General features: G+C 62.2%; 20 protein-coding genes. 5 read left to right on the top strand and 15 right to left on the bottom strand.

The features are described from left to right. Positions 1-113 precede the first annotated feature (113 nt). Positions 114-1,124, bottom strand: a complete 1,011-nt coding sequence (locus tag VHO05_RS11670) for a tetratricopeptide repeat protein (protein WP_329646752.1) — start codon at positions 1,122-1,124, stop codon at positions 114-116. A 108-nt stretch (positions 1,125-1,232) separates the two neighbouring features. Continuing rightward, positions 1,233-1,892 (bottom strand): glutathione S-transferase family protein, encoded by a 660-nt coding sequence (locus VHO05_RS11665; protein WP_329646751.1) that lies wholly within the window; start codon positions 1,890-1,892, stop codon positions 1,233-1,235. Positions 1,893-2,000: 108 nt separating this feature from the next. On the opposite strand from VHO05_RS11665, the gene VHO05_RS11660 reads away from it, so the two are divergent. Continuing rightward, entirely contained in the window at positions 2,001-3,449 is a 1,449-nt protein-coding gene (locus tag VHO05_RS11660) for a leucyl aminopeptidase family protein (RefSeq protein ID WP_329646750.1), read from the top strand. Continuing rightward, a complete protein-coding gene (locus VHO05_RS11655; protein WP_329646749.1) occupies positions 3,446-4,369 on the top strand; it encodes a C40 family peptidase in 924 nt (307 codons plus the stop codon). Before VHO05_RS11660 ends, VHO05_RS11655 begins: the two co-directional genes overlap by 4 nt. 9 nt (positions 4,370-4,378) lie before the next feature. Here VHO05_RS11655 and VHO05_RS11650 read toward each other — a convergent pair whose 3' ends face one another. From VHO05_RS11650 to VHO05_RS11620, 7 genes are all read right to left on the bottom strand, one after another. Next, positions 4,379-4,831 carry a hypothetical protein gene (locus VHO05_RS11650; RefSeq protein ID WP_329646748.1) on the bottom strand — a complete coding sequence of 151 codons (453 nt, stop codon included), beginning with the start codon at positions 4,829-4,831 and terminating at the stop codon, positions 4,379-4,381. Between the two features lie 118 nt (positions 4,832-4,949). After that, positions 4,950-6,581 (bottom strand): ABC transporter ATP-binding protein, encoded by a 1,632-nt coding sequence (locus VHO05_RS11645; protein ID WP_329646747.1) that lies wholly within the window; start codon positions 6,579-6,581, stop codon positions 4,950-4,952. Between the two features lie 11 nt (positions 6,582-6,592). Next, complete coding sequence (locus VHO05_RS11640; RefSeq protein WP_329647514.1) at positions 6,593-7,756, bottom strand: ABC transporter permease; 1,164 nt, start codon at positions 7,754-7,756, stop codon at positions 6,593-6,595. A gap of 78 nt (positions 7,757-7,834) precedes the next feature. Beyond that, positions 7,835-8,953, bottom strand: a complete 1,119-nt coding sequence (locus VHO05_RS11635) for a microcin C ABC transporter permease YejB (protein ID WP_329646746.1) — start codon at positions 8,951-8,953, stop codon at positions 7,835-7,837. Between the two features lie 66 nt (positions 8,954-9,019). After that, positions 9,020-10,855: an extracellular solute-binding protein gene (locus VHO05_RS11630; RefSeq protein ID WP_329646745.1), complete on the bottom strand. Its 1,836-nt coding sequence runs from the start codon at positions 10,853-10,855 to the stop codon at positions 9,020-9,022. A 34-nt stretch (positions 10,856-10,889) separates the two neighbouring features. Then, on the bottom strand, positions 10,890-12,917 hold the full coding sequence (locus VHO05_RS11625) for an extracellular solute-binding protein (protein ID WP_329646744.1): 2,028 nt from the start codon (positions 12,915-12,917) through the stop codon (positions 10,890-10,892). A gap of 324 nt (positions 12,918-13,241) precedes the next feature. Further along, positions 13,242-13,796 carry a cytochrome c family protein gene (locus tag VHO05_RS11620; RefSeq protein WP_329646743.1) on the bottom strand — a complete coding sequence of 185 codons (555 nt, stop codon included), beginning with the start codon at positions 13,794-13,796 and terminating at the stop codon, positions 13,242-13,244. Between the two features lie 406 nt (positions 13,797-14,202). On the opposite strand from VHO05_RS11620, the gene VHO05_RS11615 reads away from it, so the two are divergent. From VHO05_RS11615 to VHO05_RS11605, 3 genes are all read left to right on the top strand, one after another. Continuing rightward, positions 14,203-14,949, top strand: a complete 747-nt coding sequence (locus VHO05_RS11615) for a 3-deoxy-manno-octulosonate cytidylyltransferase (protein ID WP_329646742.1) — start codon at positions 14,203-14,205, stop codon at positions 14,947-14,949. 95 nt (positions 14,950-15,044) lie between these two features. After that, positions 15,045-15,932: a prephenate dehydratase gene (locus tag VHO05_RS11610; protein WP_329646741.1), complete on the top strand. Its 888-nt coding sequence runs from the start codon at positions 15,045-15,047 to the stop codon at positions 15,930-15,932. 14 nt (positions 15,933-15,946) lie between these two features. Continuing rightward, a complete protein-coding gene (locus tag VHO05_RS11605; protein ID WP_329646740.1) occupies positions 15,947-16,696 on the top strand; it encodes a glucose 1-dehydrogenase in 750 nt (249 codons plus the stop codon). 2 nt (positions 16,697-16,698) lie between these two features. Here the strand turns inward: VHO05_RS11605 and VHO05_RS11600 are convergent, their stop codons facing one another. From VHO05_RS11600 to aroQ, 6 genes are all read right to left on the bottom strand, one after another. Beyond that, complete coding sequence (locus VHO05_RS11600) at positions 16,699-17,511, bottom strand: RNA methyltransferase (RefSeq protein ID WP_329646739.1); 813 nt, start codon at positions 17,509-17,511, stop codon at positions 16,699-16,701. After that, positions 17,508-18,458: a class I SAM-dependent methyltransferase gene (locus VHO05_RS11595; protein ID WP_329646738.1), complete on the bottom strand. Its 951-nt coding sequence runs from the start codon at positions 18,456-18,458 to the stop codon at positions 17,508-17,510. Before VHO05_RS11595 ends, VHO05_RS11600 begins: the two co-directional genes overlap by 4 nt. A gap of 34 nt (positions 18,459-18,492) precedes the next feature. Next, complete coding sequence (gene aat, locus VHO05_RS11590; RefSeq protein ID WP_329646737.1) at positions 18,493-19,176, bottom strand: leucyl/phenylalanyl-tRNA--protein transferase; 684 nt, start codon at positions 19,174-19,176, stop codon at positions 18,493-18,495. Between the two features lie 181 nt (positions 19,177-19,357). Beyond that, positions 19,358-20,698 carry an acetyl-CoA carboxylase biotin carboxylase subunit gene (gene accC / locus VHO05_RS11585; RefSeq protein WP_329647513.1) on the bottom strand — a complete coding sequence of 447 codons (1,341 nt, stop codon included), beginning with the start codon at positions 20,696-20,698 and terminating at the stop codon, positions 19,358-19,360. A 94-nt stretch (positions 20,699-20,792) separates the two neighbouring features. Next, positions 20,793-21,287 (bottom strand): acetyl-CoA carboxylase biotin carboxyl carrier protein, encoded by a 495-nt coding sequence (gene accB / locus VHO05_RS11580; protein WP_329647512.1) that lies wholly within the window; start codon positions 21,285-21,287, stop codon positions 20,793-20,795. Between the two features lie 62 nt (positions 21,288-21,349). Then, positions 21,350-21,787 (bottom strand): type II 3-dehydroquinate dehydratase, encoded by a 438-nt coding sequence (gene aroQ / locus VHO05_RS11575; protein ID WP_329646736.1) that lies wholly within the window; start codon positions 21,785-21,787, stop codon positions 21,350-21,352. Between the last annotated feature and the right edge of the window lie 203 nt (positions 21,788-21,990).

Below are 21,990 nucleotides of genomic sequence, written 5' to 3'. Positions count from 1 at the left end.
AAAGCCCGCGCGTTCGCGGAGCCCTAGTCAGCACGACACTCCGCAGTCGACGATCGCACTCGTCGTGCGTTGAGAAACGACGCACGAATCCGGAAAGCGAAAAGCCCGTTTGCCTATTCGGCGGTAAACAATCCGGCAGAACGCGCGTCAGGCGGCGTGTCGCCGAACCCCGTCTCCATTGTGCTGGAGCGCAGTGAAGGCGCAGAAGCGGCACGGGCTACCGTGCGCACGGTCGGCGCCGGTCCGGGAGAAGCCTTCACTGTTGCAACCGCTGGCGCCGCGAGCTCTTGCGGCGCCTCCATGGGACCCGACGCCGGCGGAGAGGCCTTGGCGTCGAGCTTCACCATTTTCTTGAGCAGCGCGGTGTTGGCCTGGGCATCAGCCGGCGGCAAGTCGACGGAAGCCAGCTTCGTCGCTTCTTCGTATTTGCCCTGGAGACCCAGCACGAGGGCGAGGTTCTGACGAACCTTCATGTTGTCGCCGCCCGATGTGGACGCCTGGCGCAAGAGTTGCTCACCCCGATCGGCTTCGCCGCTCATCGTATAGGCGAGAGCAAGATTGTTCAGAACCGAGGGGTGACCCGGATTAAGTGCCTGCGCCCGCTCGAAGAAGCCAATCGCCTCCCGATAGCTGCCTTCCTTGGCCAGCGCGGTGCCACGCGCCATCACCACCCGCCAATTCGGATTGGTCGGATCGTCGGCGATCTCAAGCAATTTCTTGGCAACGCTGATCTGATCGAGATCCAGGGCAAGGCGGCCGTATTCTGCGGCAAGCTCCTTGTTCGTTCCATGAATCAGCGATGCCTGCTGCAGAACCGCGAGCGCCTCGCGCTTCTGGCCAAGCACCTTCAGATTCTGCGCATAAGAAAGCGCCGCTTCGAGATCGCGCGGATTCTTCGAATACTGTTTGCCCCAGTACTCCGCTGCCTCGCGCGGGTCGGACGGCTTGACAGGCTGCTGCTGGGAATCGCTCGTCTCCGGCGTCAGAGCCGCGAACAGACCGCCGCTCTCCTCACCGCTCATCTGAGCACAGGCTCCGAGCAAGAGGCTTGAAGCGATTGCGGCGAGCACGCCCACGCAGCGAACCGGCTTCGGCATCGCAAGCTGCGCGTCGACGTCGGCCATGAAGTTCTCCACTGATCGTCGGACGGAGGACGCCGAGTGGCATCCAGGGGTTTCCGTCACTTTCCGATACAGCGGTCAATAAAGCCTTAACCCGAGAATAAGTGGACGTTAACCTGAGGCAGTCTCTTGCCGGGCCCCGTCCGCCCACTCCTTCATGGCCGGCAACGCAAAGAGCGTCTCGATATAGGCCGCACACGTACCATCGTCGCCAAATGCGCCCAGGTTCTCGATATAGGTCCTGAAGCGCGACGCGACCGGCGCATACATGGCATCGGCGATGCTGAAGCCGGAGAAGAGAAACGGCCCGTCTGCGCCGAACCGCTGACGGCAATCCTTCCACAACTCGACGATGCGGCGAATGTTGACCTGCACCGGGTCGATATGGTCGGCCTTCGGATCGCGCGCGAGGAAGTTCATGGGGCAATGCTCGCGCAAGGCTTGAAATCCCGAATGCATCTCTGCGGCAGCGGACCGCGCAATAGCGCGCGCCCGGACATCCGACGGCCACAGTGCCTTGTCAGGATGTCGGTCGGCGAGATACTCGAGAATGGCGAGGCTATCCCAGACCATCAGGTCGTCCGCCCAGAGTACCGGCACCCTGCCGGCAGGCGAATGAGCCCTGATCTGCTCCTTTTTGTCAGGCGCGCGCAGATTGATCCGGATTTCCGTGAAATCGATGCCGGCCTGCTTCAGGGCAAGCCACGGCCTCAGGCTCCAGCTCGATGTGTTCTTGTTGCCGATGACAAGTCTATAGCCCTCCGTCGCCATCCTGAGCTGTCCTCTTGAGATTGTGTTTCCCTACCGACTTAGGATAATGCCCGATCATCGGAGGCCCGTCCAAGCGGCCATTCTTCGCGAGACCCAAAGAATCCACGCATGACAGAAAAAAACACTGCGGCGAGCACGATCTCCCCGTCCGATGTCCTGGCTCCTCACGATACGGCAGGCCCGAGCACCCCGATCTGGCTGGTGTCAGATACGGAACCGGTGTCGCGTATAGGCGCCCTCGACGAGACCGCCAAGCGTTGGCTGGAAGGCGCCCGCTTTACGAGCGCCCCGAAAAAGCAGGCAATTTTCCCTGGACCTCAGGGAGCACTGGCCGGCGTCGCACTCGGTCAAGGGAACGGTCGCGCGGGCGATCCTTCGGGCCCATCCGAGTTGCTGGTCGGACAACTCGCCGCGAGCTTACCGGCGGGCCTCTACCACCTTGCGCAGGAGACGGGACACGCGACCCTCTCTGCCGTGGCCTGGGGCCTCGGCGCCTACCGTTTTCGCCGCTACAAAAGCAATGCTGGCGAAACACCACCGCGTCTCAAGATTCCTGCCGGTCTCGACTACGAGTCCATCTGCAATCAGGTCGCTGCCGTCTGGAGCGGCCGCGACTTGATCAACATGCCGGCCTCTGACCTCGGCCCCGAGGAGCTCGAAGCCACGGCCACGGATCTCGCCAATCGCTTCGGCGCAACGATCGAAACGACCGTCGGCGAAAACCTGCTCACAAAAGGCTTCCGCATGATCCACGCCGTGGGCCGCGCCAGCCCGCGCGCTCCCCGCTTGATCGATGTGAAATGGCAGAAGAGCGGCGGCCGCAGCGACGCTCCGAGGGTCACACTCGTCGGCAAGGGCATTACGTTCGACACCGGCGGCCTCGATATCAAGCCCGCTTCCGCCATGCTCCTTATGAAGAAGGACATGGGCGGCGCGGCAGCCGCGTTGACGCTCGCCGAAATGATCATGGCGAGCGGTCTCGACGTGCGCCTCAGGCTCCTGATCGCAGCGGCCGAAAACAGCATCTCGGGCGACGCGTTCCGCCCCGGTGACATCCTCCTGAGCCGCGCCGGAAAGACCGTTGAGATCGGCAACACGGATGCCGAAGGCCGTCTCGTGCTCGCCGACGCATTGTCTCTCGCTGACGAAGAGGCGCCCGACACCATGCTGGTGTTCGCGACGCTGACCGGCGCAGCTCGCGTGGCGCTAGGACCGGACCTTCCGGCGTTCTTCTGTGACGACAACGCGTTCGCAGCCGCCCTGTCCGCAGAAGCGGAAGCGGTTGGCGATCCAGTCTGGCGCCTGCCCTTCTGGCCCGGCTACGACCGTCACCTTGACAGCGATGTCGCCGACATGAACAACGTCTATGATGCGCCGTTCGCAGGCGCTATCACGGCCGCGCTGTTCCTGAAGCGGTTTGTTCGCAATGCGCGCCGCTTCGCCCATTTCGATCTCTACGGCTGGCGCCCGGCCGCCCGCCCACTGGGACCGAAGGGAGGCGAACCGCAAACCGCGCGCGCGCTGTTCTCGCTTCTGACCAAAGAGCTTTCGGCATGACCGAAGTGAAGCAGCCCGCCGCGGGCAACGCGGTCTCTCCTGCCGAGCCCGCACCGCAGCTCGACCCCCGCCGCCATGCCTTTCGTCCGGACCTGGCGGCGCTCTCATTGCGCGGTCAGATCACTTCGCCGCGTTACGCAGCCGGAACGGTACGCCAGGTGGTGAGGCCGGCTGTGCCTCTCCGCCGCGAGCCGTCACCGAATATGGGTCTCGAAACTGAAGCGCTCTATGGCGAACTCCTGAAGGTCTATGACGAGGCCGAAGGCTGGGCCTGGGTGCAGCTTCAGAAGGATCGCTACGTCGGATATCTCCCTGCCGCTGCCCTGAGCGGCGACGTGATGCCTCCGACCCACCGCGTGAAGGCTCTCGGCACGTTTATCTATCCCGCCGCCGATATCAAATCGCCTCCCGTCATGCATTTGCCCCTCAATTCCACGGTGCGCGTCACCGAATGGGGCGAGCGGTTCTGCCGCCTCGAAACCAATGGTTTCGTCATCACACGCCACCTCGCCGAGCGGGACCGCTTCGAGCGCGACTTCGTCGACGTCGCCGAGCGTCTGATTGGATCGCCCTATCTGTGGGGCGGCCGCACCCGCATTGGCATCGACTGCTCCGGCCTCGTTCAGATGGCGCTCGAGGCAGCCGGCATCTCGGCGCCGCGCGATACCGATATGCAGATGGCCGAGCTGGGCGAATCCATCGCTGTTCCGGACGACCTGGAAGGCCTGCAGCGTGGAGATCTGATCTTCTGGAAGGGCCACGTCGGCATCATGTCCGACGGCGTGATGCTCGTTCACGCGAACGCCCATCACATGGCCGTCGCCGTCGAAACCCTGCCCGAAGCCGTGGAACGCATTTTAAAGCAGGGAACGCCTATCGCGGCCATCCGGCGCTTGGGCAAGCTTTCGGCAACGGCGTGAAACAGCGATCTACAGCTTGCGCCGGTACGGTAGGAAATGGCGGTCGCGATGTTCGGCGCCGCCATCCGGCTCCAACCCATCACGCCAAATCATTCCAGGACCGAGCGTTACAATCGTTTCCATGCCGCGATACGCTCCCGTCGCGGTGCTGACCCATCGGCGTTGGATCACCTTGCCGTCCGTGATCCGCTCCAACAGCAATACGATCCGATCGAGGTCCTCGAGGATGCGATCATCGTAGTGCTCGCCGGCAATCGAGATGTCGAACCGGCCGCCGTCTTTGAGCGAAATCGCAACGGGACACGCGGCGTCGATATGCGGCTCGATCGACAACAGCCAGCCTTCGTCGTCTTTCCCTTCGTAGACGCGCGCAACATCCGTAATCGTCGGCACCCAATACCGGATTTGCTCGATCGTAGCCTCGACCGAAGGCGGCCGATAGCCATCTGGCGTCATGGTCATGCGCGGATCCGGATATCGACGGAGATGAATGCAGGATGTCCCAAAAGCAGGCACCTCTCAAGTGTGGCACAACGAACCGTACCCGGAGGAGTGGAGCGAAACCGTGACGGCGCCGGTTTTATCCGGCGATTTCAGCCCGGTGCGCCACCTTGATATCGAAAGCCGCCGCCAGCAAGGCTTTCGTGTAGTCAGCTTTAGGCGTCGCGAAAATCTCATCCGCCGGCCCTTCCTCGACGGCCTTTCCGTTCCGCATGACGATCACGTAGTTGCAGAGCGCGCGCACGACCTTGAGGTCATGGCTGATGAAAACATAGGCAAGGTCGCGCTTGGCCTGAAGCTCCCTCAGGAGATCCACGATCTGCGCCTGCACGCTCATATCGAGCGCACTGGTCGGCTCATCCAGCACGATGAACTTGGGCTCCAGCGCCATGGCCCGCGCGATCGCGATGCGCTGGCGCTGCCCGCCGGAGAACTCGTGCGGATAGCGGTCGAGCGCCGTCGCGTCGAGGCCCACTTCCTTGAGCGCGCGCGTTGCTTGCTCGCGCCGCTGCGCGGACGTCCACTCCGGCTTCTGGATCAACAGACCTTCCTCGATGATCTCGAAGATCGAAAGCCGCGGCGAAAGCGATCCGTAGGGATCCTGGAACACCACCTGCATTTCGCGCCGCAGCGGCCGCATGTCCTTCGACGACAGCCCGTCAATCCGCTTGCCCATGTAGACAATGGGCCCCTGCGATGAGATGAGCCGCAGGAGCGCGAGACCCAGCGTGGTCTTCCCCGACCCGGACTCGCCGACAACGCCGACTGTCTGCCCGGCCCGGATTTTGACCGATAGTCCATCGACCGCCTTCACGTGATCAACGGTTCGCTGCAGGAAGCCTCGCTTGATCGGGAACCACACCTTGAGATCGTCCGTTTCGGCGACCACTGGCGCTGAGGCGTTGAAGCGCGGCGGCTGGCCCTTGGGCTCCGCAGCGAGCAGATGCCGCGTGTAGGGGTGCTGTGGAGAGGCGAACAGGGCTTCCGTCGGCTGCTCTTCGACGATCAGGCCGTTCTGCATCACGTACACACGCTCGGCCATACGGCGCACGATGCCGAGATCGTGCGTGATCAGCAGCATGGCCATCCCCATCTCTCGCTGCAGATTGCGCAACAGCTCGAGGATCTGCGCCTGAATTGTGACGTCGAGCGCCGTTGTCGGCTCGTCGGCGATCAAGAGATCCGGTTCGTTGGCAAGCGCCATCGCGATCATGACGCGCTGTCGCTGCCCGCCCGAAAGCTGATGAGGAAAAGCGCCGAGCCGCTTCTCAGGCTCCGGAATACCGACCTTGGTCAAAAGCTCGAGTACGCGCGCCCGCGCAGCCGCTCCGCTGAGCCCCCGATGCAGCGCGAGAATCTCGCCGACTTGCTTCTCGATGGTATGCAGGGGATTAAGCGAGGTCATCGGCTCTTGGAAGATGATCGAGATCTTGTCGCCGCGAATGCGCTTCATCTCCTCGGGGAAAGCCTTCAGCAGGTCTTTCCCTTCAAAAAAGATCTCACCCGAAGGGTGGGAAGCAGCGGGATAGGGGAGCAAGCGCAGGATAGAGAGCGCCGACACGGACTTGCCGCTACCGGACTCGCCCACCAGCGCAACCGTCTCGCCCTTGTTGATCTTGAACGATACGCCTTTGACGGCCGTGGTCGTCACCCCGCCCGAGCGGAAGGCCACCGACAGGTTCTTGACGTTGATCAGCACTTCCTTGGACATGCCCGCACTCCTCACGCAAAGGTTTTGCGGGGATCAAGCGCGTCGCGCACCCCTTCGAAGACGAAGATCAGAAGCGACAGCATGATCGCGATCGAGAAAAACGCGCTCATGCCGAGCCAAGGCGCTCCAAGATCGCCCTTGCCCTGCAACAGCAGCTCGCCGAGCGATGGCGAGCCGGGCGGTAAGCCGAGACCGAGGAAGTCGAGCGACGTCAGCGTTGTGATCGACCCGGAAAGCGTGAACGGCATGAACGTCAACGTGGCAACCGTCGCGTTCGGCAGCAGATGCTTCCGCATGATGGTGGCATCGGACAGCCCGAGCGCCCTGGCGGCACGCACGTATTCGAAATTGCGCGCCCTTAGGAATTCCGCACGCACGACGCCGACGAGTGATGTCCATTGGAAGGCGAGCAGGACGAATAGAAGCGTCCAGAACCCCGGCACCAGGACCGCTGCAATGATGATCAGCACGTAGAGCGTGGGGATGTTGCCCCAGATCTCGAGGAACCGCTGCATGAAGAGATCAATCCAGCCGCCGTAGTAACCTTGCACGGCCCCCGCGGCGATTCCGATCGCGCTCGAGAGAATGGTAAGGATCAGGCCGAACATGACCGAGATCCGGAACCCATAGATCACGCGTGCCAGCACGTCGCGACCTTGGTTGTCGAGCCCGAGCCAGTTCCAATTGCCGATAGCCGTGTAGCGTTTCATCTGATCCGGCGGCGCGTCGCAGAGCTTGGCACGCGCGGCCCATTGCGGCGGCGCCGGATAGCCGAGCCCCCCCTGCTGCTTGACGCCGTCGCGTTCGATGTAGCATCGCCCATCCGCATCGACGCGGTTGGGGTAGTCCTTGTTGATGGTGTCGTATGAGTAGCGGATCGGCGGCCAGATCATCCAGCCGTTGGCCTCGATCTCATCGATGATCACCGGGTCGCGATAGTCGGTGACGGCCAGGAAGCCCCCGAATTTCGACTCCGGGTAATCGACCAGAACCGGAAACAGCGTCTCACCCTTGTAACGCACCATCAGCGGACGATCGTTGGCAATCACCTCTGCGAACAGCGTTACGATGAAAAGCGCGAGAAAGATAACGAGGCTCCAATAGCCGCGCCGGTTCGCCTTGAAGTTCGCCCAACGCCGCTGGTTGATCGGCGACAGCTGTAAACTCGGCAGCATGCGCGTGTAGAGCGGCGGCCGCACGAGATCCGGCGACACCTTCTGCTCGACGTCCTCTTCGCGTCGCGCGTCCACGGCTCAAACCTCCCGGCTTTCGAAGTCGATGCGCGGATCGACCAGCGTATAGATAAAATCGGTGACGACGTTCACAACGAGCCCCATCAACGCGAAGATGTAGAGCGTGGCGAACACGACGGCATAATCGCGCTTGATCGCGGACTCGAAGCCGAGCAGACCCAGCCCATCCAGCGAGAACACGGTCTCGATCAGGAGCGCGCCTGAGAAGAACGCACCGATGAACGCTCCGGGAAACCCGGCGATGATCAGCAGCATCGCGTTACGGAAGATGTGCCCGTAGAGCACCTCTCGCTCACCCAGCCCTTTGGATCGGGCCGTGATGACGTACTGCTTGCGGATCTCGTCCAGGAAGCTGTTCTTGGTCAGGAACGCCATGGTCGTGAACGCGCCCAACGACATGGCGATAATCGGCAGCGTCAGATGCCAGAAGTAGTCGACGATCTTGCCGAACGTGGAGAGCTGATCCCAGTTGTCCGACGTCAAACCGCGCGACGGGAACCACTGGAAGAACGAAGAGCCTGCGAACACGATCAGGAGCAGAACCGCGATCAGAAAGCCCGGCACCGCATAGCCGATGACAAGCACAGTGCTCGTCCAGGTATCGAACTTCTCGCCGTCGTGTACTGCCTTGCGTATCCCGAGCGGGATCGAGATGAAGTACGTGATCAGCGTCATCCAGAGCCCGAGCGAAATCGAGACGGGCATCTTTTCCTTGATGAGCTCAATTACCGAGACATCGCGGAAGTAGCTCTTCCCGAAATCGAACATCAGGTAGCTCTTCATCATGAGTAGAAAGCGCTCGTGCGCAGGTTTGTCGAAGCCGAACTGCTTTTCGAGGCTCTTGATGAATTCTGGATCGAGCCCCTGCGCGCCGCGATATTTCGACGTCACGCTGTCTCCGGCGCCTTGCCCGATCTGCGATTGGTTTCCGCCGCCCATCGTGTCGCGCCCGCCGCCGCCGAGGCGATCGGAGATCGAGGTATCGCTGCCTGTCAGCTTCGCGATCATCTGCTCGACGGGCCCGCCCGGCGCGAACTGCACGATGACGAAGCTAATCAGCATGATGCCGATCATCGTCGGAATGATGAGGAGCGTTCGCTTAAGGAGATAGGCGCCCATCGTCGGTCATGTCCTCATGCGCGCGTCGCGCTTTGCGTCGATCCTTTGCCGTGCGCTGTCGAAACGCTACCGTCCCAGCGCTTTGGCCTTCTCGCTGTCCACCCACCAGGTTTCCAACGCCCCGCGTTCATACTTGGGTTTCACTTGCGGCCACGCGAACTTGTCCCAGAAGGCCAGATTGTGCGCCCCTTTGTACCACTGGGGCACCCAATAGTAGCCTGCCCGAAGGACGCGGTCGGCGGCGCGCGTCGCCGTCACCAGCTCGGCGCGCGATTTTGCCTTCACGATCTTGTCGATAAGCTCATCGAGAACCGGATCGGCGATGCCAGCGAGATTGAAGCTGCCGACTGTCGCAGCCGCCTTTGAGCCCCAGAAATTCGTCAACTCCACACCCGGCGTGAGCCGCAGCGCATAGCGCTGCGTCGTAAGGTCGAAGTCGAAATCCTTGAGCCGTCGCTGGTACTGCGCGTCATCGACCATGCGCATCGACGCGTCGATACCGATCGATTTGAGAATCTTGATGTACGGAGCAACGATGCGCTCGAAGCTCGGGGAATCGATCAGGATTTCGATCGAGAGCGGCTGGCCCGCAGCATTGCGAACGCCCTGCGGCGTCTGGGCCCAACCTGCCTCCGCGAGAAGTTTTGCCGCTTCGCGCAGCTGAAGGCGATTGTTGCCGCTGCCATCCGTGACGGGCGGTGAGACCGCTTCGCCGAACACCGCCGCCGGCAGCTTATCGCGGTACGGCTCAAGCAGCGCCAGCTCTTCGGGCGACGGCTTGCCGACCGCCTTGAGATCCGAATTCTCGAAGTAGCTCGCGGTACGCGTGTAGAGCCCGAAGAACAGATTCTTGTTGCTCCACTCGAAATCGAACGCGAGCCCCAGCGCCTGGCGTACCCGGATGTCCTTGAACTTGTCCCGGCGCATGTTGATGAAGAAACCCTGCGCGCCCGACGGACGCTCATCGGGGATCGTCAGCAACTTGATCCGGCCGTCCTTTACCGGCTGCCGGTCGTAGCCTGTCGCCCAGTCCTTGGAGGTGAACTCCTCGCGAAAATCGAAGTTGCCCGCGAGCAGCCCTTCAAGCTCGAGCGACCGGTCGCGATAGTACTCGTAGCGAACCTCGTCGAAGTTGTTGATTCCGCGATTGACCGGCAGATCCTTGCCCCAGTAGTCGTCGCGGCGCAGATAGGTCACGAAAGTCCCAGCCTTGAACGGACCGACCTTGTACGGCCCCGAGCCGAGCGGCGGTTCGAGCGTGGTCTTATCGAATTCACGCGCTGTGTAGTAAGCCTTCGACAGGACAGGCAGCGTGGCGACCGTCAGCGGCAGATCGCGGATCAGCGTGCCTTCGAACGCGTAGCGCACGGTATGCGGATCGAGCGCCTCAGCCGACTTCACGTCGCGGATCGGGATCGACAGCGCCGGGTGACCCTTCGCCTTGATCGTCTCAAACGAGAAGACGACATCTTCGGCCGTAACGGGCGAGCCATCGGCGAACTTCGCTTCCGGCCTCAGCTTGAAGGTGACGGACATCCCGTCCGGTGCGACATCGGCGGTTTCCGCCACAAGCCCGTACACGGCATCCGGCTCATCGAGTGCACGAGCCATCAACGTGTCGAACACGAGCTCCATGCCCTGCGCTGCATCACCCTTCAGAATGAAGGAGTTGAAGCTGTCGAATGTCGTGACACCCGCGCTGCCGATCTGCGAAGCTTTGCCGCCCTTGGGCGCATCGGGGTTCACGTAATCGAAGTGCTTGAAGTCAGCCGGGTACTTGAGATCGCCGAAAATCGACAGTCCGTGCCGAGGCTCGGCGGTGAGAGGCGACGCGAAACCAGCCGCGAGCGTCAGGGCGGTCAGGATGCCGGCACCGAAACTCGCGCGACCGAAACGTCCCATCCGTCCTCCGAAAAACTGGCTTGCCACTATCCCCTCACTTCCTATTCGCCGCGAGCGCCTGCTGCTTGGCTGGATCAACCCACCAGATCTGGGTGAACGCACTCGTCAGGGACGGAAGTTTTTCCGGTCGGCCGAACATATCCCACGTCGCGAGCCACTCGTAGGGGTTGTACCACTGCGGCACCACGTAATGGCCCCACTGAAGTACGCGATCGAGTGCGCGGGTCGTAGCAACGACCTCCGCGCGATCCTTCGCCACCACGAGCTTCTCGATGATCGCATCGATCACCGGGCTCTTGATGCCGATCGTGTTGCGGCTACCAGGCTGATCGGCTGCGGCCGAGCCCCAGAAGTCGCGCTGCTCATTGCCGGGCGACATCGACTGCGGGAAGCTGTCGACGACGATGTCGAAGTCGAAGTTCGTCTCGCGCTGCTCGTACTGCGCCGGATCGACGACGCGGATCGACGCCTGCACGCCTATCTTCTGCAGGTCCGAGATGTAGTGCGCGACATGGCGCGTAAAGGATTCCGAGCCGAGCAGGAACTCCACCGTGAAGGGCTCACCTTTTGCATTGCGCATCACAGTCTGCGTCTTCGCTGAGCCAAGACCGACGGCACGTCCCATCTTGCAAAACACACCGCAATCCGGGTCTTCGACTACTTCCTGGCGTACTTCCCAGCCGGCTTCCTTGAAGAGCCGCATAGCTTCGGCGAGATTCTTGCGCGCATCCTCGCGCGACGCGTAAACCGGGTTCTTCCATTCCTTGGTGAACACCTCCGGCGGAAGATCCTTTTCGAACTCCTTCAGGATCTCGAGCTCGCGCCCTTCCGGCAATCCCTTCGCGGCAAGCTCCGAGTTGTCGAAATAACTGCCGACGCGCGTATACTGGCCGAATAGAACGCTCTTATTGAGATCCTCGAAATCGAATGCGTAGTTGAAAGCTTCCCGTACGCGAGGATCCTTCAATTTCTCGCGGCGCGTATTGAAGGCGAAGCCCTGCATCCGCGCCACGCCCTTGGTCGGGATCGCTTCCTTCTTCACCCAACCCTTTTGGACGCCCGGAAATGCGAATTGCGTCGCCCACGCGCTCGCCGTGCTCTCGCGCCACATGTCGGCACGGCCGGCCTTGAAGTCCTCGAAGGCCGCGGTCCGGTCGCGGAAATACTGGAAGCGCAACTCGTCGAAGTTCCACTGGCCTTTGACCACCGGTAGATCCTTCGCCCAGTAGTCCTTCACCCGCTCGAGCACGATGCGATTGCCGGTGTCGAACTCCTTGATCTTATACGATCCAGAACCGAGCGGGACTTCCAGCGTGCTCTTGGTGATATCGCGCGGCTCACCGTTCTTGCCCTTGGCATCCCAGAAATGCTTCGGAAGGATCGTGAGCTGACCGAGGATCTGCGGCAGCTCGCGGTTGCCGGTGATGTCGAACGTGAACGTCACCTCGTGATCGCCGGTCTTCTCCGCCTTGACGACGTTCTTGTAGTAGCGGGCATACATCGGATGCGCTTTTTTCAGCGCTTCGAGGCTGAAGATCACGTCCTCGGGCTTGATGGGTTCTCCGTCGTGGAAACGCGCCTCAGGTCGCAATCCGAACTTCGCCCACGCGAAGTCCGGCGGGAACGACACCCATTCGGCGACGAGCCCGTATTCGGTAGACTCCTCGTCCGGACTTCCGGCCATCAGCGAGTCATAGATCATGCCGATGCCGCTGGCCGACACGCCCTTGATCGAAAACGGATTGAGCGAGTCGAACGTCCCTTCGGTCGCAAAGCGCACCACGCCGCCTTTGGGCGCATCGGGATTGACCCAGTCGAAATGCTTGAAGTCGGGTCCGTACTTGGGCTCGCCGATCAATGAGAGCGCGTGGTGACGTACGGGCTCGCCGGCATCGGGTGCAGCGGCAGCAGCCGGAGCAACGGAGGTCGCATTTTCGGCGGGCGCCGGAGCAGCGGCGTCTTGGGCAAATGCAGCGGGAGAAAATAGGGCGGCTAAAGCCAGAACGCTCAACACGGAGAGAAGGGAAGTTGCGCGTCGTTGAACCATGAATTCCGCTGCCATCGTCACCATCGTCCCGTGCAGTTTTTGTGGCCCGCCCAATACAGCTCGAAGACACTGGGAGCTGAGCAGAAGGTCTCGCCGCAGGAAAATGGACGAAACCCACGAAAGCCCAGTTCCTAGCACGCCTTCGGACGAATTCGGATTAAAGATCGGCAACACAGACGCAGAAAGAGGTCGAGCAAAAATTCGACGAAGCGTCCGAAATACCTACAGAAAAGATGAGGCCATTGAGTCCCGCAAACCGAGCGCTCGCCGTCAAAGCACAACGCCCCCCGGAGGGGATCCGGAGGGCGTTGTTGTAAAAGTGGGTCGCGCGGTTGCCTGCTACTGGGGCAGCGGCTGTGGGCTATCGGAAAGGGTCCGCAGGTAGGCGAGCAAATCCGCGAGCTCCTGGGGATCGGAAACGCCGTTGAAGATCATCTTCGTACCCGGAAGGAACTGCTTCGGCTTGTGCAGGAATGCGGCAAGGTCGCTGTAGGTCCAGTCTCCGCCCTTGGCCTTCATGGCTTCCGAGTAGCCGAAACCGGGGAAAGAGCCGTGCGGACGCCCGAGAACACCCCACAGGTTCGGTCCGGCCTTGCTGGCCGCGCCCTTTTCAGCCGAATGGCAGCCAAGGCACTTCTTGAAAGTTCCGGAAGCGTTCTCAGGCTTTGCGGTCGCGATAGCCGCAACCACCTTCGCAGGATCAAAAGCTGCGGCCTGAGCAGACCCACCCTCGGCAGGAGCCGCGGCTTCCGTCGGTGCCGGCAGCGTGAAGCCGCCTTCGATGTGGTGAGAGCCGTGCCGGGCGAGATCGATGAAAGTCTTAGGCACGAAAATGAGAAGCAGCGCCGTCAGGACACCACCGGCGATCTTGGTCAGTTCAAAGGAATCCATCATCTCATTACCCTGCAGCCCACGGTCATCTGCCGATTTGAGGCCTGGCCGTGATAGTTAACGACAAATCATGAACTTAACGTTTCGAGTTGAGAGCAGACCTGCATCCAGCCCAATCACAGGGGAAAAAGGTCTCAAATTCACTCTGCACGCATCTACAAGACGCTTGCCATCCCTTGCAACCCCGCGCCACGCCAGTCTACAGCTCATGCAGTCGCACGAGGCCGACGCGCCCAATGGCCAAACCGCGCCACCCCGATGCCGCCGGTCGGAATCGTACCCACCATACGTCATCGAGATCCGCCTTCCATGGGGCCAAATGTCTGAGGGCCAGCAATACGCGGGCGATGCGTGGCGGCGCCAGGTAGGCGACCGTCAGAATACAACCAACGACGAATTGAGACCCAGAATGACGCGAGCCCTCATCATCATTCCCGCCCGCATGGCGTCCACCAGGTTGCCGGACAAGCCATTGGCGGACATCGAAGGCGAGCCGATGATCGTGCGCGTGTGGCGTCAGGCCCATGCCGCCGAGATGGGCCGGGTGGTGGTGGCCGCCGATGCCGACGAAATCTGCAGCGCCGTCCGTGCCGCCGGTGGTGAGGCCCTGATGACCCGCTCCGATCATGCCTCGGGCTCAGACCGAATTTTCGAAGCGCTCAATCGTATCGATCCCGATGCCGAGGTGGACATCGTCATCAACGTGCAGGGGGATCTCCCGACCATCGACCCGGCCCTGATCCGCGAATGCGCCTCTGTGCTCGCAATCAAAGGACCGGACATCGCCACGCTCGCCGCAGAGATCACCGAGCCGCATGAACGGACCAACCCGAACGTCGTGAAAGTGATCGGCACGCCGCTACAGCAAAGGAACCGGCTTCGCGCGCTCTATTTCACCCGCGCCACGGCTCCGCATGGCGACGGCCCCCTTTACCATCACATCGGGCTATACGCGTATCGGCGGACGGCTCTCGAACGCTTCGTGTCGCTCGATCCGTCTTACCTCGAAACCCGTGAGCGCCTGGAGCAGCTCCGGGCGCTCGAGGACGGGATGCGGATAGACGTTGCCGTCGTTGACACTGTTCCTCTCGGTGTCGATACTCCGGCCGATCTCGAGCGAGCGCGGCAGCTCGTCAGACAGGCGCGCCGGACATGATGTTGTAACCCGTCGATACCCAGCCCGGATGTCTTCCAACCCGGCCGCGCAAGACTTTCGACCCTTCCCACCCACTCAGTGAGCCCTTCATCGCAATGTCCACACCATCGCCTGTCGCGCGGATCGCCTATCAAGGAGAGCCCGGCGCGAACTCCCACCTGGCCTGCACGGAGGCCTATCCGGATTTCGAGGCGCTGGCGTACCCGACCTTCGAAGACGCCCTTGCGGCAGTGAAATCGGGCGAGGTGCTCTACGCGATGATCCCGATCGAGAACTCGGTCGCCGGTCGCGTCGCCGACATCCATCACCTGCTGCCGGATGCGAACCTGTACATCATCGGTGAGCACTTCCTCCGCGTCCGCCATCAGCTCATGTCGGTGAAAGGCGCGACGCTCGAAACCGTAAAGAAGGTGATGAGCCATACGCAGGCGCTCGGCCAGTGCCGCAAAACGCTTCGCTCGCTGGGTCTCACGCCCGTGCCGGAAGCCGACACGGCCGGTTCGGCCCGCCTCGTCGCAGAGCAGGGTGATCCCGCGTTCGCTGCCATCGCCTCACGACTTGCCGCCGACATCTACGGATTGGAAATCCTGCGCTCGGACGTCGAGGACGAAAACCACAACACGACGCGCTTCATCGTGCTCGCGAAGGATCCCGACGACGCAGAGCCGGAAGATGGGCCCGTCATCACCACGTTCCTCTTCCGTGTCCGCAACGTGCCGGCCGCACTCTACAAGGCACTCGGCGGCTTCGCGACCAACGGCGTGAACATGACGAAGCTCGAGAGCTATCAGCTCGAGGGCACGTTCAATGCCACCATGTTCCACGCCGACATCGAGGGCCATCCGGCCCAGCGCCCGGTGCAGTTGGCTCTGGAAGAGTTGTCCTTCTTCTCGAGCGAAGTCCGGCTGCTGGGCACATACCTGGCCAGTCCGTATCGCATCGAAGCCGCACGCGCAGCCGCGCCTCCCATCGATGGCGTGTAAAAGGTGAGCCCACGATGAGACTCGCAGCGAAGGTCGCCATCGTGACAGGGGCCGGCTCCGGCTTTGGCCGCGGGATCGCCGAAGCCTTCGCCGAGGAAGGCGCGAAGCTCATCGTCGCGGACATCGACGAGAAGCGCGCCGCAGCCGTCGCATCCGCGATCGGCTCGGGCGCCATTCCGATCGCCGCCGACGTATCCCGCAAAGCGGATGTTGACGCCATGATCCGCGCGGCTGTGAACGCGCACGGCGGCCTCGACATCATCGTCAACAACGCCGGCACCACGCACAAGAACCAGTCCCTCATGACGGTCTCGGAGGACGAGTTTGACCGCATCTACGCCGTCAACGTAAAGTCGATCTACCTGACAACGCTCGCGGCCGTTCCGGAGCTGGAAAAGCGTGGCGGCGGCTCGATCATCAACACGGCCTCGACGGCGGGCGTGCGGCCTCGCCCCGGCCTCACTTGGTACAACGGCTCCAAAGGTGCAGTGATCACGTTGACCAAATCCATGGCCGCCGAGCTCGCGCCGCGCAACATCCGGGTCAACGCCATCAACCCGGTCATTGGCGAGACGGCGCTCCTGGAAGAGTTCATGGGCGTACCGGACACCGCCGAAAACCGCGCAAAATTCATAGCCGGCATTCCGCTGGGCCGCATGTCCAAGCCGACGGACATCGCAAACGCGGCGGTCTTCCTCGCCGATCCGGCGTCGAGCTTCATCACCGGCGTCGCCATCGAGGTCGACGGCGGCCGTTGCATCTAGCGCTAGATTTTCAGGGCTCCGCCGCGGATCTGGTAAAGGGTGAGCGCCGTCGCGACGGCAAGGTTCAAGCTGTCGAGTTTGCCAGCCATCGGGATCTTGACGAGCCGCGAACAGGCCCGGGTCAGGCTATCGGACAAACCAGGCCCTTCGCTTCCCATCACGAGCAGCGCCGGCCCCTTATAGGCCGCGCGTCTGAAATCCTCTTGAGCGTCGAGGTGAGTGCCCACGACGTCTCCGCGCCATTTCGAGCGCCACTGAAGAAACGCTTCGCGCGACGCCCGCACCATCGGCACGGCGAAAACCGAACCCATCGTCGCCCGCACGGCTTCGCGCGAATAGGGATCGCACGAATTGCCGACCAGGATGATGCCCTTGGCGCCGACGGCATCGACCGTGCGGATAATCGTTCCGAGATTGCCCGGATCGCGCACCTCCTCGAGTGCGAGCCAGCAATCGTCATTCCCCACGTGCTCCGGCAAGTCGATCCAACGCTGCCGGAACACCCCGAGCATCGCCTGCGGATTGTCCTTGGAGGAAAGCTTAGAAAGCACGACCTCGGACACCTCGAGCACATCCGCTCCGGCGTTGAGCGCCCACCCAACCAGCGAACGCGACAGCGGGCTTCCGGCAGCGCCGGCCTGATAGACAAGGCTCGTCGGCTCGAACCCGGCATCCCGCGCCGTGACGAGGATCGACGTCCCCTCCGCGACGAACAACCCGGTTTCCTTACGTTCCTTGCGCATGTCGAGCGCACGGATCGCTTTGATCCGGTCATTGGTAAGGCTTGTGATGACGCGCGGCCCCGCAGTGGTCATGACGTCCACCGAACGAAGAGCGATGTGGGAACGGCCGCCCCGCCACCTTCTGCTGACAGCGCAAGCTCGCCGGCCGAGAGCTGTCCGCCGCGCTCGGCGAGAACGTCGGCGGCAAGCTGCTCGAACGCAAGCGCGGAAGCGCGAATGGCGTACACGGTGAGGATCATGGCCGCCCGATCCGGCGCCAGAAGCTGAGCCGCGTTTTTCAGAAGAGGCGGCAGCCCCTGAAAGAGATCCCACACCTCGCCTTCGGGACCGCGTCCGAACTTCGGCGGATCGATTAGGATCACATGGTATGTCTTGCCCCGCCGCACCTCGCGCGCGACGAATTTGGCCGCGTCATCGAGAATCCAGCGGATCGGCGCATCCGCGAGCCCTGACTCGCCTTGATTGTCCTTTGCCCACTGGATGGCCTTCTTGGACGCATCCACGTGCGTGACCTCGGCCCCCGCCCGCGCCGCGAGTAGGGAGGCCGCCCCGGTGTAGGCAAAGAGATTGAGAACCCGCGGACGCTCACCGCTGACCTTGCCGATCTCGCCCAGCATCCAGTCCCAGTGCGGCGTCTGCTCGGGAAACAGACCCAGATGCCAAAGCCCCTGCAGACGGCACGTCAGCACGACCTCTCCGACTTTGACGGGCCAGCTTTCCGGCACCTTCTTGTCGAGTCGCCACTTTCCTTTCTCCTCGTCGTCGCCCGACGCGGAAAAGACGGCATGCGCGCGACGCCAGAACTCGTCGCCACGCTGGCGGCTCCACAGCGCTTGCGGTTCCGGCCGGTCGACAATCACCGCGCCGAACCGTTCGAGCTTACGCCCGCCCCCGCTGTCGAGAAGCGCATAGTCCGACGGACCGTCGGTCCGAATGAGATCCAGACGTCCAGCCCGTTCGAGGGGATGGCGCTTTGTCCCGGCCGCTTCGCCAGGGGCTTTACTGATTTTCGTGGTCATTCCGCGTTTCCGGGCGGATCTCGATGAGACGCGCTCATCGAGCCCCACCTCGCGCTTTTTCTATGATGTCGAGAATATCGGACCCGGTCGCGTCGAACGGCAGCCGCATGAAGTCGGCCGTCTGCTTCAGCGCCCCGTCGAGATAGCGATGGAAATCATCACGATCGATTTCGATGGTCCCGAACTGCCGCAAGTGATCGGTGACGAACTGGGTATCGAGCAGCGTGAAACCCCCGGCGATAAGACGCCCGATCAAGTGCACGAGCGCCACCTTCGAGGCATCGCGCTCATAGGAGAACATGCTCTCTCCGAAGAAAACGCCACCAAGAGCCACGCCGTAGAGTCCCCCGACAAGCCGGTCCTCATTCCAGACCTCGACCGTATGGCAGTGCCCGAGACGGAAAAGATCGAGATAGAGGCTGCGGATGCGCGTATTGATCCAGGTGGAGCGTCGGCCCGCACGCTCCGCCGCGCAGCCCTCGATAACCCCCTCGTAGTCCGTATCGATCGCGACGCGAAAATGAGCGCTGCGCACCGTGCGCGCAAGACGCTTCGGAACATGCGCCGCTTCCAGCGGGAGAATGCCGCGATGCTGCGGCTCGATCCAATAGAGCGCCGGATCGTCCGCGCTTTCCGCCATAGGAAAGATGCCGCAACTGTAGGCCTTGAGAAGGACCTGCGGCGTAATCTCAATCATGATGTCGTCGCGCGACGCCATCACACACGTGCTCCCGTCAGCTTTCCTCGTGGCCCACACCCGCATATCCAGCGGCATGCCCACTGACTCGAACTGAGCCGATTTGACGAAGAAATTGCGACAAACACAAGAGCATCACGCGGAAACGCTTACCGGCGCCCGGCGATCTTGCAACCAAGGGGCAGACGGCCGCCCGGGAGCTCTAGGTCTTGCCGAGATACTTTTCGAGCCAATGAATATCGTAGTCACCGTTTGCGATGTCCGGCTGCCGGATGAGTTCGTTAAACAGTGGAATCGTCGTCTCGATACCGTCGATGACGAACTCGGAAAGAGCACGCCGGAGACGCATCAAGCACTCGTTGCGGTTCTTCCCGTGCACGATCAGCTTGCCTATCAAACTGTCGTAAAACGGCGGGATGCGGTAGCCCTGGTAGACGCCGCTGTCCACGCGCACACCAAGTCCGCCCGGGGGATGCCAATACGTGATCTGGCCCGGTGAGGGACGGAAAGTGCGGGGGTTCTCCGCGTTGATGCGGCACTCGATAGCGTGCCCGGAGAACGTAATGTCTTCCTGCTTGAACGGAAGATTTCCGCCGGAGGCAACGCGGATCTGCTCCAGCACGAGGTCGATACCCGTGACGGCCTCGGTCACCGGATGCTCGACCTGGAGGCGCGTGTTCATCTCGATGAAGTAGAACTCGCCGTCCTCGTAAAGGAACTCGACCGTACCGGCGCCGCGGTACTTGATCTTCTTCATCGCGGTGGCGACGACCTCGCCAATCTTCTGGCGGGACGCAGCGTTGAGCGCCGGCGACGGGCTCTCTTCCAGGATCTTCTGGTGGCGGCGCTGAAGCGAGCAGTCGCGCTCGCCGAGGTGAACGGCGTTGCCTTTGCCGTCGCCGAACACCTGGATTTCGATGTGGCGCGGCTTGGTCAGGTACTTCTCGATGTAGACTGAGTCATTGCCAAACGCGGCTTTGGCCTCAGACTTGGCCGTCGCCAGCGCAACACCGAGGTCCGCCGCGCTGTGGGCGACCTTCATACCGCGCCCACCGCCGCCGGCTGTAGCCTTGATCAGCACCGGGAAGCCCATGTCCTTGGCGATCTTCAGCGCCTGCGCTTCGCTGGTCACTTCGCCGTCGGAGCCAGGCACAACGGGTATGCCGAGCTTCTTCGCCGTGTCCTTGGCGGTGATCTTGTCACCCATGATCCGAATGTGCTCGGACGTGGGGCCGATGAACGTGATCGAATGCTCTTCCAGGATTTCGGCAAACCGGGCGTTCTCGGAAAGGAAGCCGTAGCCGGGATGCACCGCATCCGCGCCGGTGATCTCGCAAGCAGCAAGCAATCGCGGAATGTTGAGATAGCTGTCGCTGGCCGGCGGCGAGCCGATGCAGACGCTTTCGTCCGCGAGCCTGACGTGCATGGCGTCGGCGTCGGCGGTCGAGTGAACGGCTACGGTGGCGATGCCGAGCTCTTTGCAGGCGCGCTGGATACGCAGCGCGATCTCGCCTCGGTTTGCAATCAGAACCTTGTCGAACATTCGTTTGTTGAGGCGGTAGGCTGCAAGGCAGTGAGGCAGTGGGGAATTGGACACCACGACTGCCGACTGCCTTACCGCCTACGACCCATCTCCCTTATTCAATGATCACAAGCGGTTCGCCAAATTCCACGGGCTGACCGTTCTCGACCATGACGGCCGTGACAGTGCCCGCCCGCGGCGCGGGGATCTGGTTCATGGTCTTCATGGCTTCGATGATCAGCAGCGTATCGCCCTGCTGCACACGAGAGCCGACCTCGACGAACGGAGGCGCCTTTGGATCCGGCGACCGATACGCCGTGCCCACCATCGGCGACTTGACGGCGCCCGGATGCTTCGCAGGGTCTGCTCCGGCCGCTATTGGAGCAGGAGCGGCGCCCGGCCCGGCAGGCGCGACTGCGCCGGCCTGCGGCGGCGGCGCGTAATGTGCCGGAACCGAAGCGGCAACCGTCACCGAACGAGCCACACGGATCTTAAGCCCGCTTTTCTCGATCTCGATCTCGGAAAGTCCTGTGTCATTGAGGAGCTGCGCGAGCTCCCGGATCAGTTGTTGCTCGCCACTCGGCTTCTCGGCTTCATCTTTCGCCGTCATACGCGCTAGCCCTTTCCCTGTCGGCTTCTTGTCGCTGTCTTTGTTTTTATTTTTGACCATCGTTACGCCACCAGCTTCGCCATCGCGTCGAGTGCAAACTCGTAGCCCTGCACGCCGAGGCCGCAGATTACGCCCTTGGCAGCCAGAGACACGTACGAATGATGGCGGAAACTCTCGCGGCGGAAAATATTCGAGAGATGCACCTCGATCACAGGCAATTGCGATGCCTGAAGCGCATCGAGGATGCCGACCGAGGTATGAGTGAACGCGCCCGCATTGAGGATGATCCCCGAAGCCTCGCTGCGCGCTTCCTGGATCCAATCGATCAGTTCGCCTTCGTGGTTACTCTGGCGGAACGAAATGGCGAGTCCCAGTTGCGCCGCGCGCGCCTCGGCGCGCTTGCGCACGTCATCCAGCGTATCCCGGCCATAGATCTCGGGCTCGCGCGTGCCGAGCAGATTGAGGTTCGGGCCGTTGAGGACGAAGACCTGTTTGGGCATATCACGGACTGGATGAGGATTTCAGGAGCTGGACCGCCGTCTCGCCGGCGCTCCCTGCCCGCGAAAGCAGGCCCTCCCGGGGAGCCGGGAAGGCCTTGAAAGGTCCGTAGCAGCTTTACCGCACCCGCGAAAGGACGCCAAGCCAAAGCTTACTGGAGCGCTCACGAAAATCGATCCGATCCCGTCACCTTCCAGGCGGCGAG

Origin of the sequence: Hyphomicrobium sp., assembly GCF_036262015.1 — a bacterium.
In the GTDB taxonomy this organism is placed as follows: Bacteria; Pseudomonadota; Alphaproteobacteria; order Rhizobiales; family Hyphomicrobiaceae; genus Hyphomicrobium_C.
Note: the sequence above shows the minus strand (reverse complement) of the source record. Positions and strands in the feature narration are given on the sequence as shown.

Coding starts and splice junctions, on each gene's coding strand:
- VHO05_RS11650 (WP_329646748.1), bottom strand. CDS start 4,831: ATGACCATGACGCCAGATGGCTATCGGCCGCCTTCGGTCGAGGCTACG.
- aat (WP_329646737.1), bottom strand. CDS start 19,176: ATGGCGTCGCGCGACGACATCATGATTGAGATTACGCCGCAGGTCCTT.
- VHO05_RS11620 (WP_329646743.1), bottom strand. CDS start 13,796: ATGATGGATTCCTTTGAACTGACCAAGATCGCCGGTGGTGTCCTGACG.
- accC (WP_329647513.1), bottom strand. CDS start 20,698: ATGTTCGACAAGGTTCTGATTGCAAACCGAGGCGAGATCGCGCTGCGT.
- VHO05_RS11595 (WP_329646738.1), bottom strand. CDS start 18,458: ATGACCACGAAAATCAGTAAAGCCCCTGGCGAAGCGGCCGGGACAAAG.
- VHO05_RS11640 (WP_329647514.1), bottom strand. CDS start 7,756: ATGCTGCCGAGTTTACAGCTGTCGCCGATCAACCAGCGGCGTTGGGCG.
- VHO05_RS11665 (WP_329646751.1), bottom strand. CDS start 1,892: ATGGCGACGGAGGGCTATAGACTTGTCATCGGCAACAAGAACACATCG.
- aroQ (WP_329646736.1), bottom strand. CDS start 21,787: ATGCCCAAACAGGTCTTCGTCCTCAACGGCCCGAACCTCAATCTGCTC.
- VHO05_RS11635 (WP_329646746.1), bottom strand. CDS start 8,953: ATGGGCGCCTATCTCCTTAAGCGAACGCTCCTCATCATTCCGACGATG.
- VHO05_RS11605 (WP_329646740.1), top strand. CDS start 15,947: ATGAGACTCGCAGCGAAGGTCGCCATCGTGACAGGGGCCGGCTCCGGC.
- VHO05_RS11630 (WP_329646745.1), bottom strand. CDS start 10,855: ATGGGACGTTTCGGTCGCGCGAGTTTCGGTGCCGGCATCCTGACCGCC.
- VHO05_RS11610 (WP_329646741.1), top strand. CDS start 15,045: ATGTCCACACCATCGCCTGTCGCGCGGATCGCCTATCAAGGAGAGCCC.
- VHO05_RS11615 (WP_329646742.1), top strand. CDS start 14,203: ATGACGCGAGCCCTCATCATCATTCCCGCCCGCATGGCGTCCACCAGG.
- VHO05_RS11625 (WP_329646744.1), bottom strand. CDS start 12,917: ATGGCAGCGGAATTCATGGTTCAACGACGCGCAACTTCCCTTCTCTCC.
- VHO05_RS11655 (WP_329646749.1), top strand. CDS start 3,446: ATGACCGAAGTGAAGCAGCCCGCCGCGGGCAACGCGGTCTCTCCTGCC.
- VHO05_RS11600 (WP_329646739.1), bottom strand. CDS start 17,511: ATGACCACTGCGGGGCCGCGCGTCATCACAAGCCTTACCAATGACCGG.
- accB (WP_329647512.1), bottom strand. CDS start 21,287: ATGACGGCGAAAGATGAAGCCGAGAAGCCGAGTGGCGAGCAACAACTG.
- VHO05_RS11660 (WP_329646750.1), top strand. CDS start 2,001: ATGACAGAAAAAAACACTGCGGCGAGCACGATCTCCCCGTCCGATGTC.
- VHO05_RS11670 (WP_329646752.1), bottom strand. CDS start 1,124: ATGGCCGACGTCGACGCGCAGCTTGCGATGCCGAAGCCGGTTCGCTGC.
- VHO05_RS11645 (WP_329646747.1), bottom strand. CDS start 6,581: ATGTCCAAGGAAGTGCTGATCAACGTCAAGAACCTGTCGGTGGCCTTC.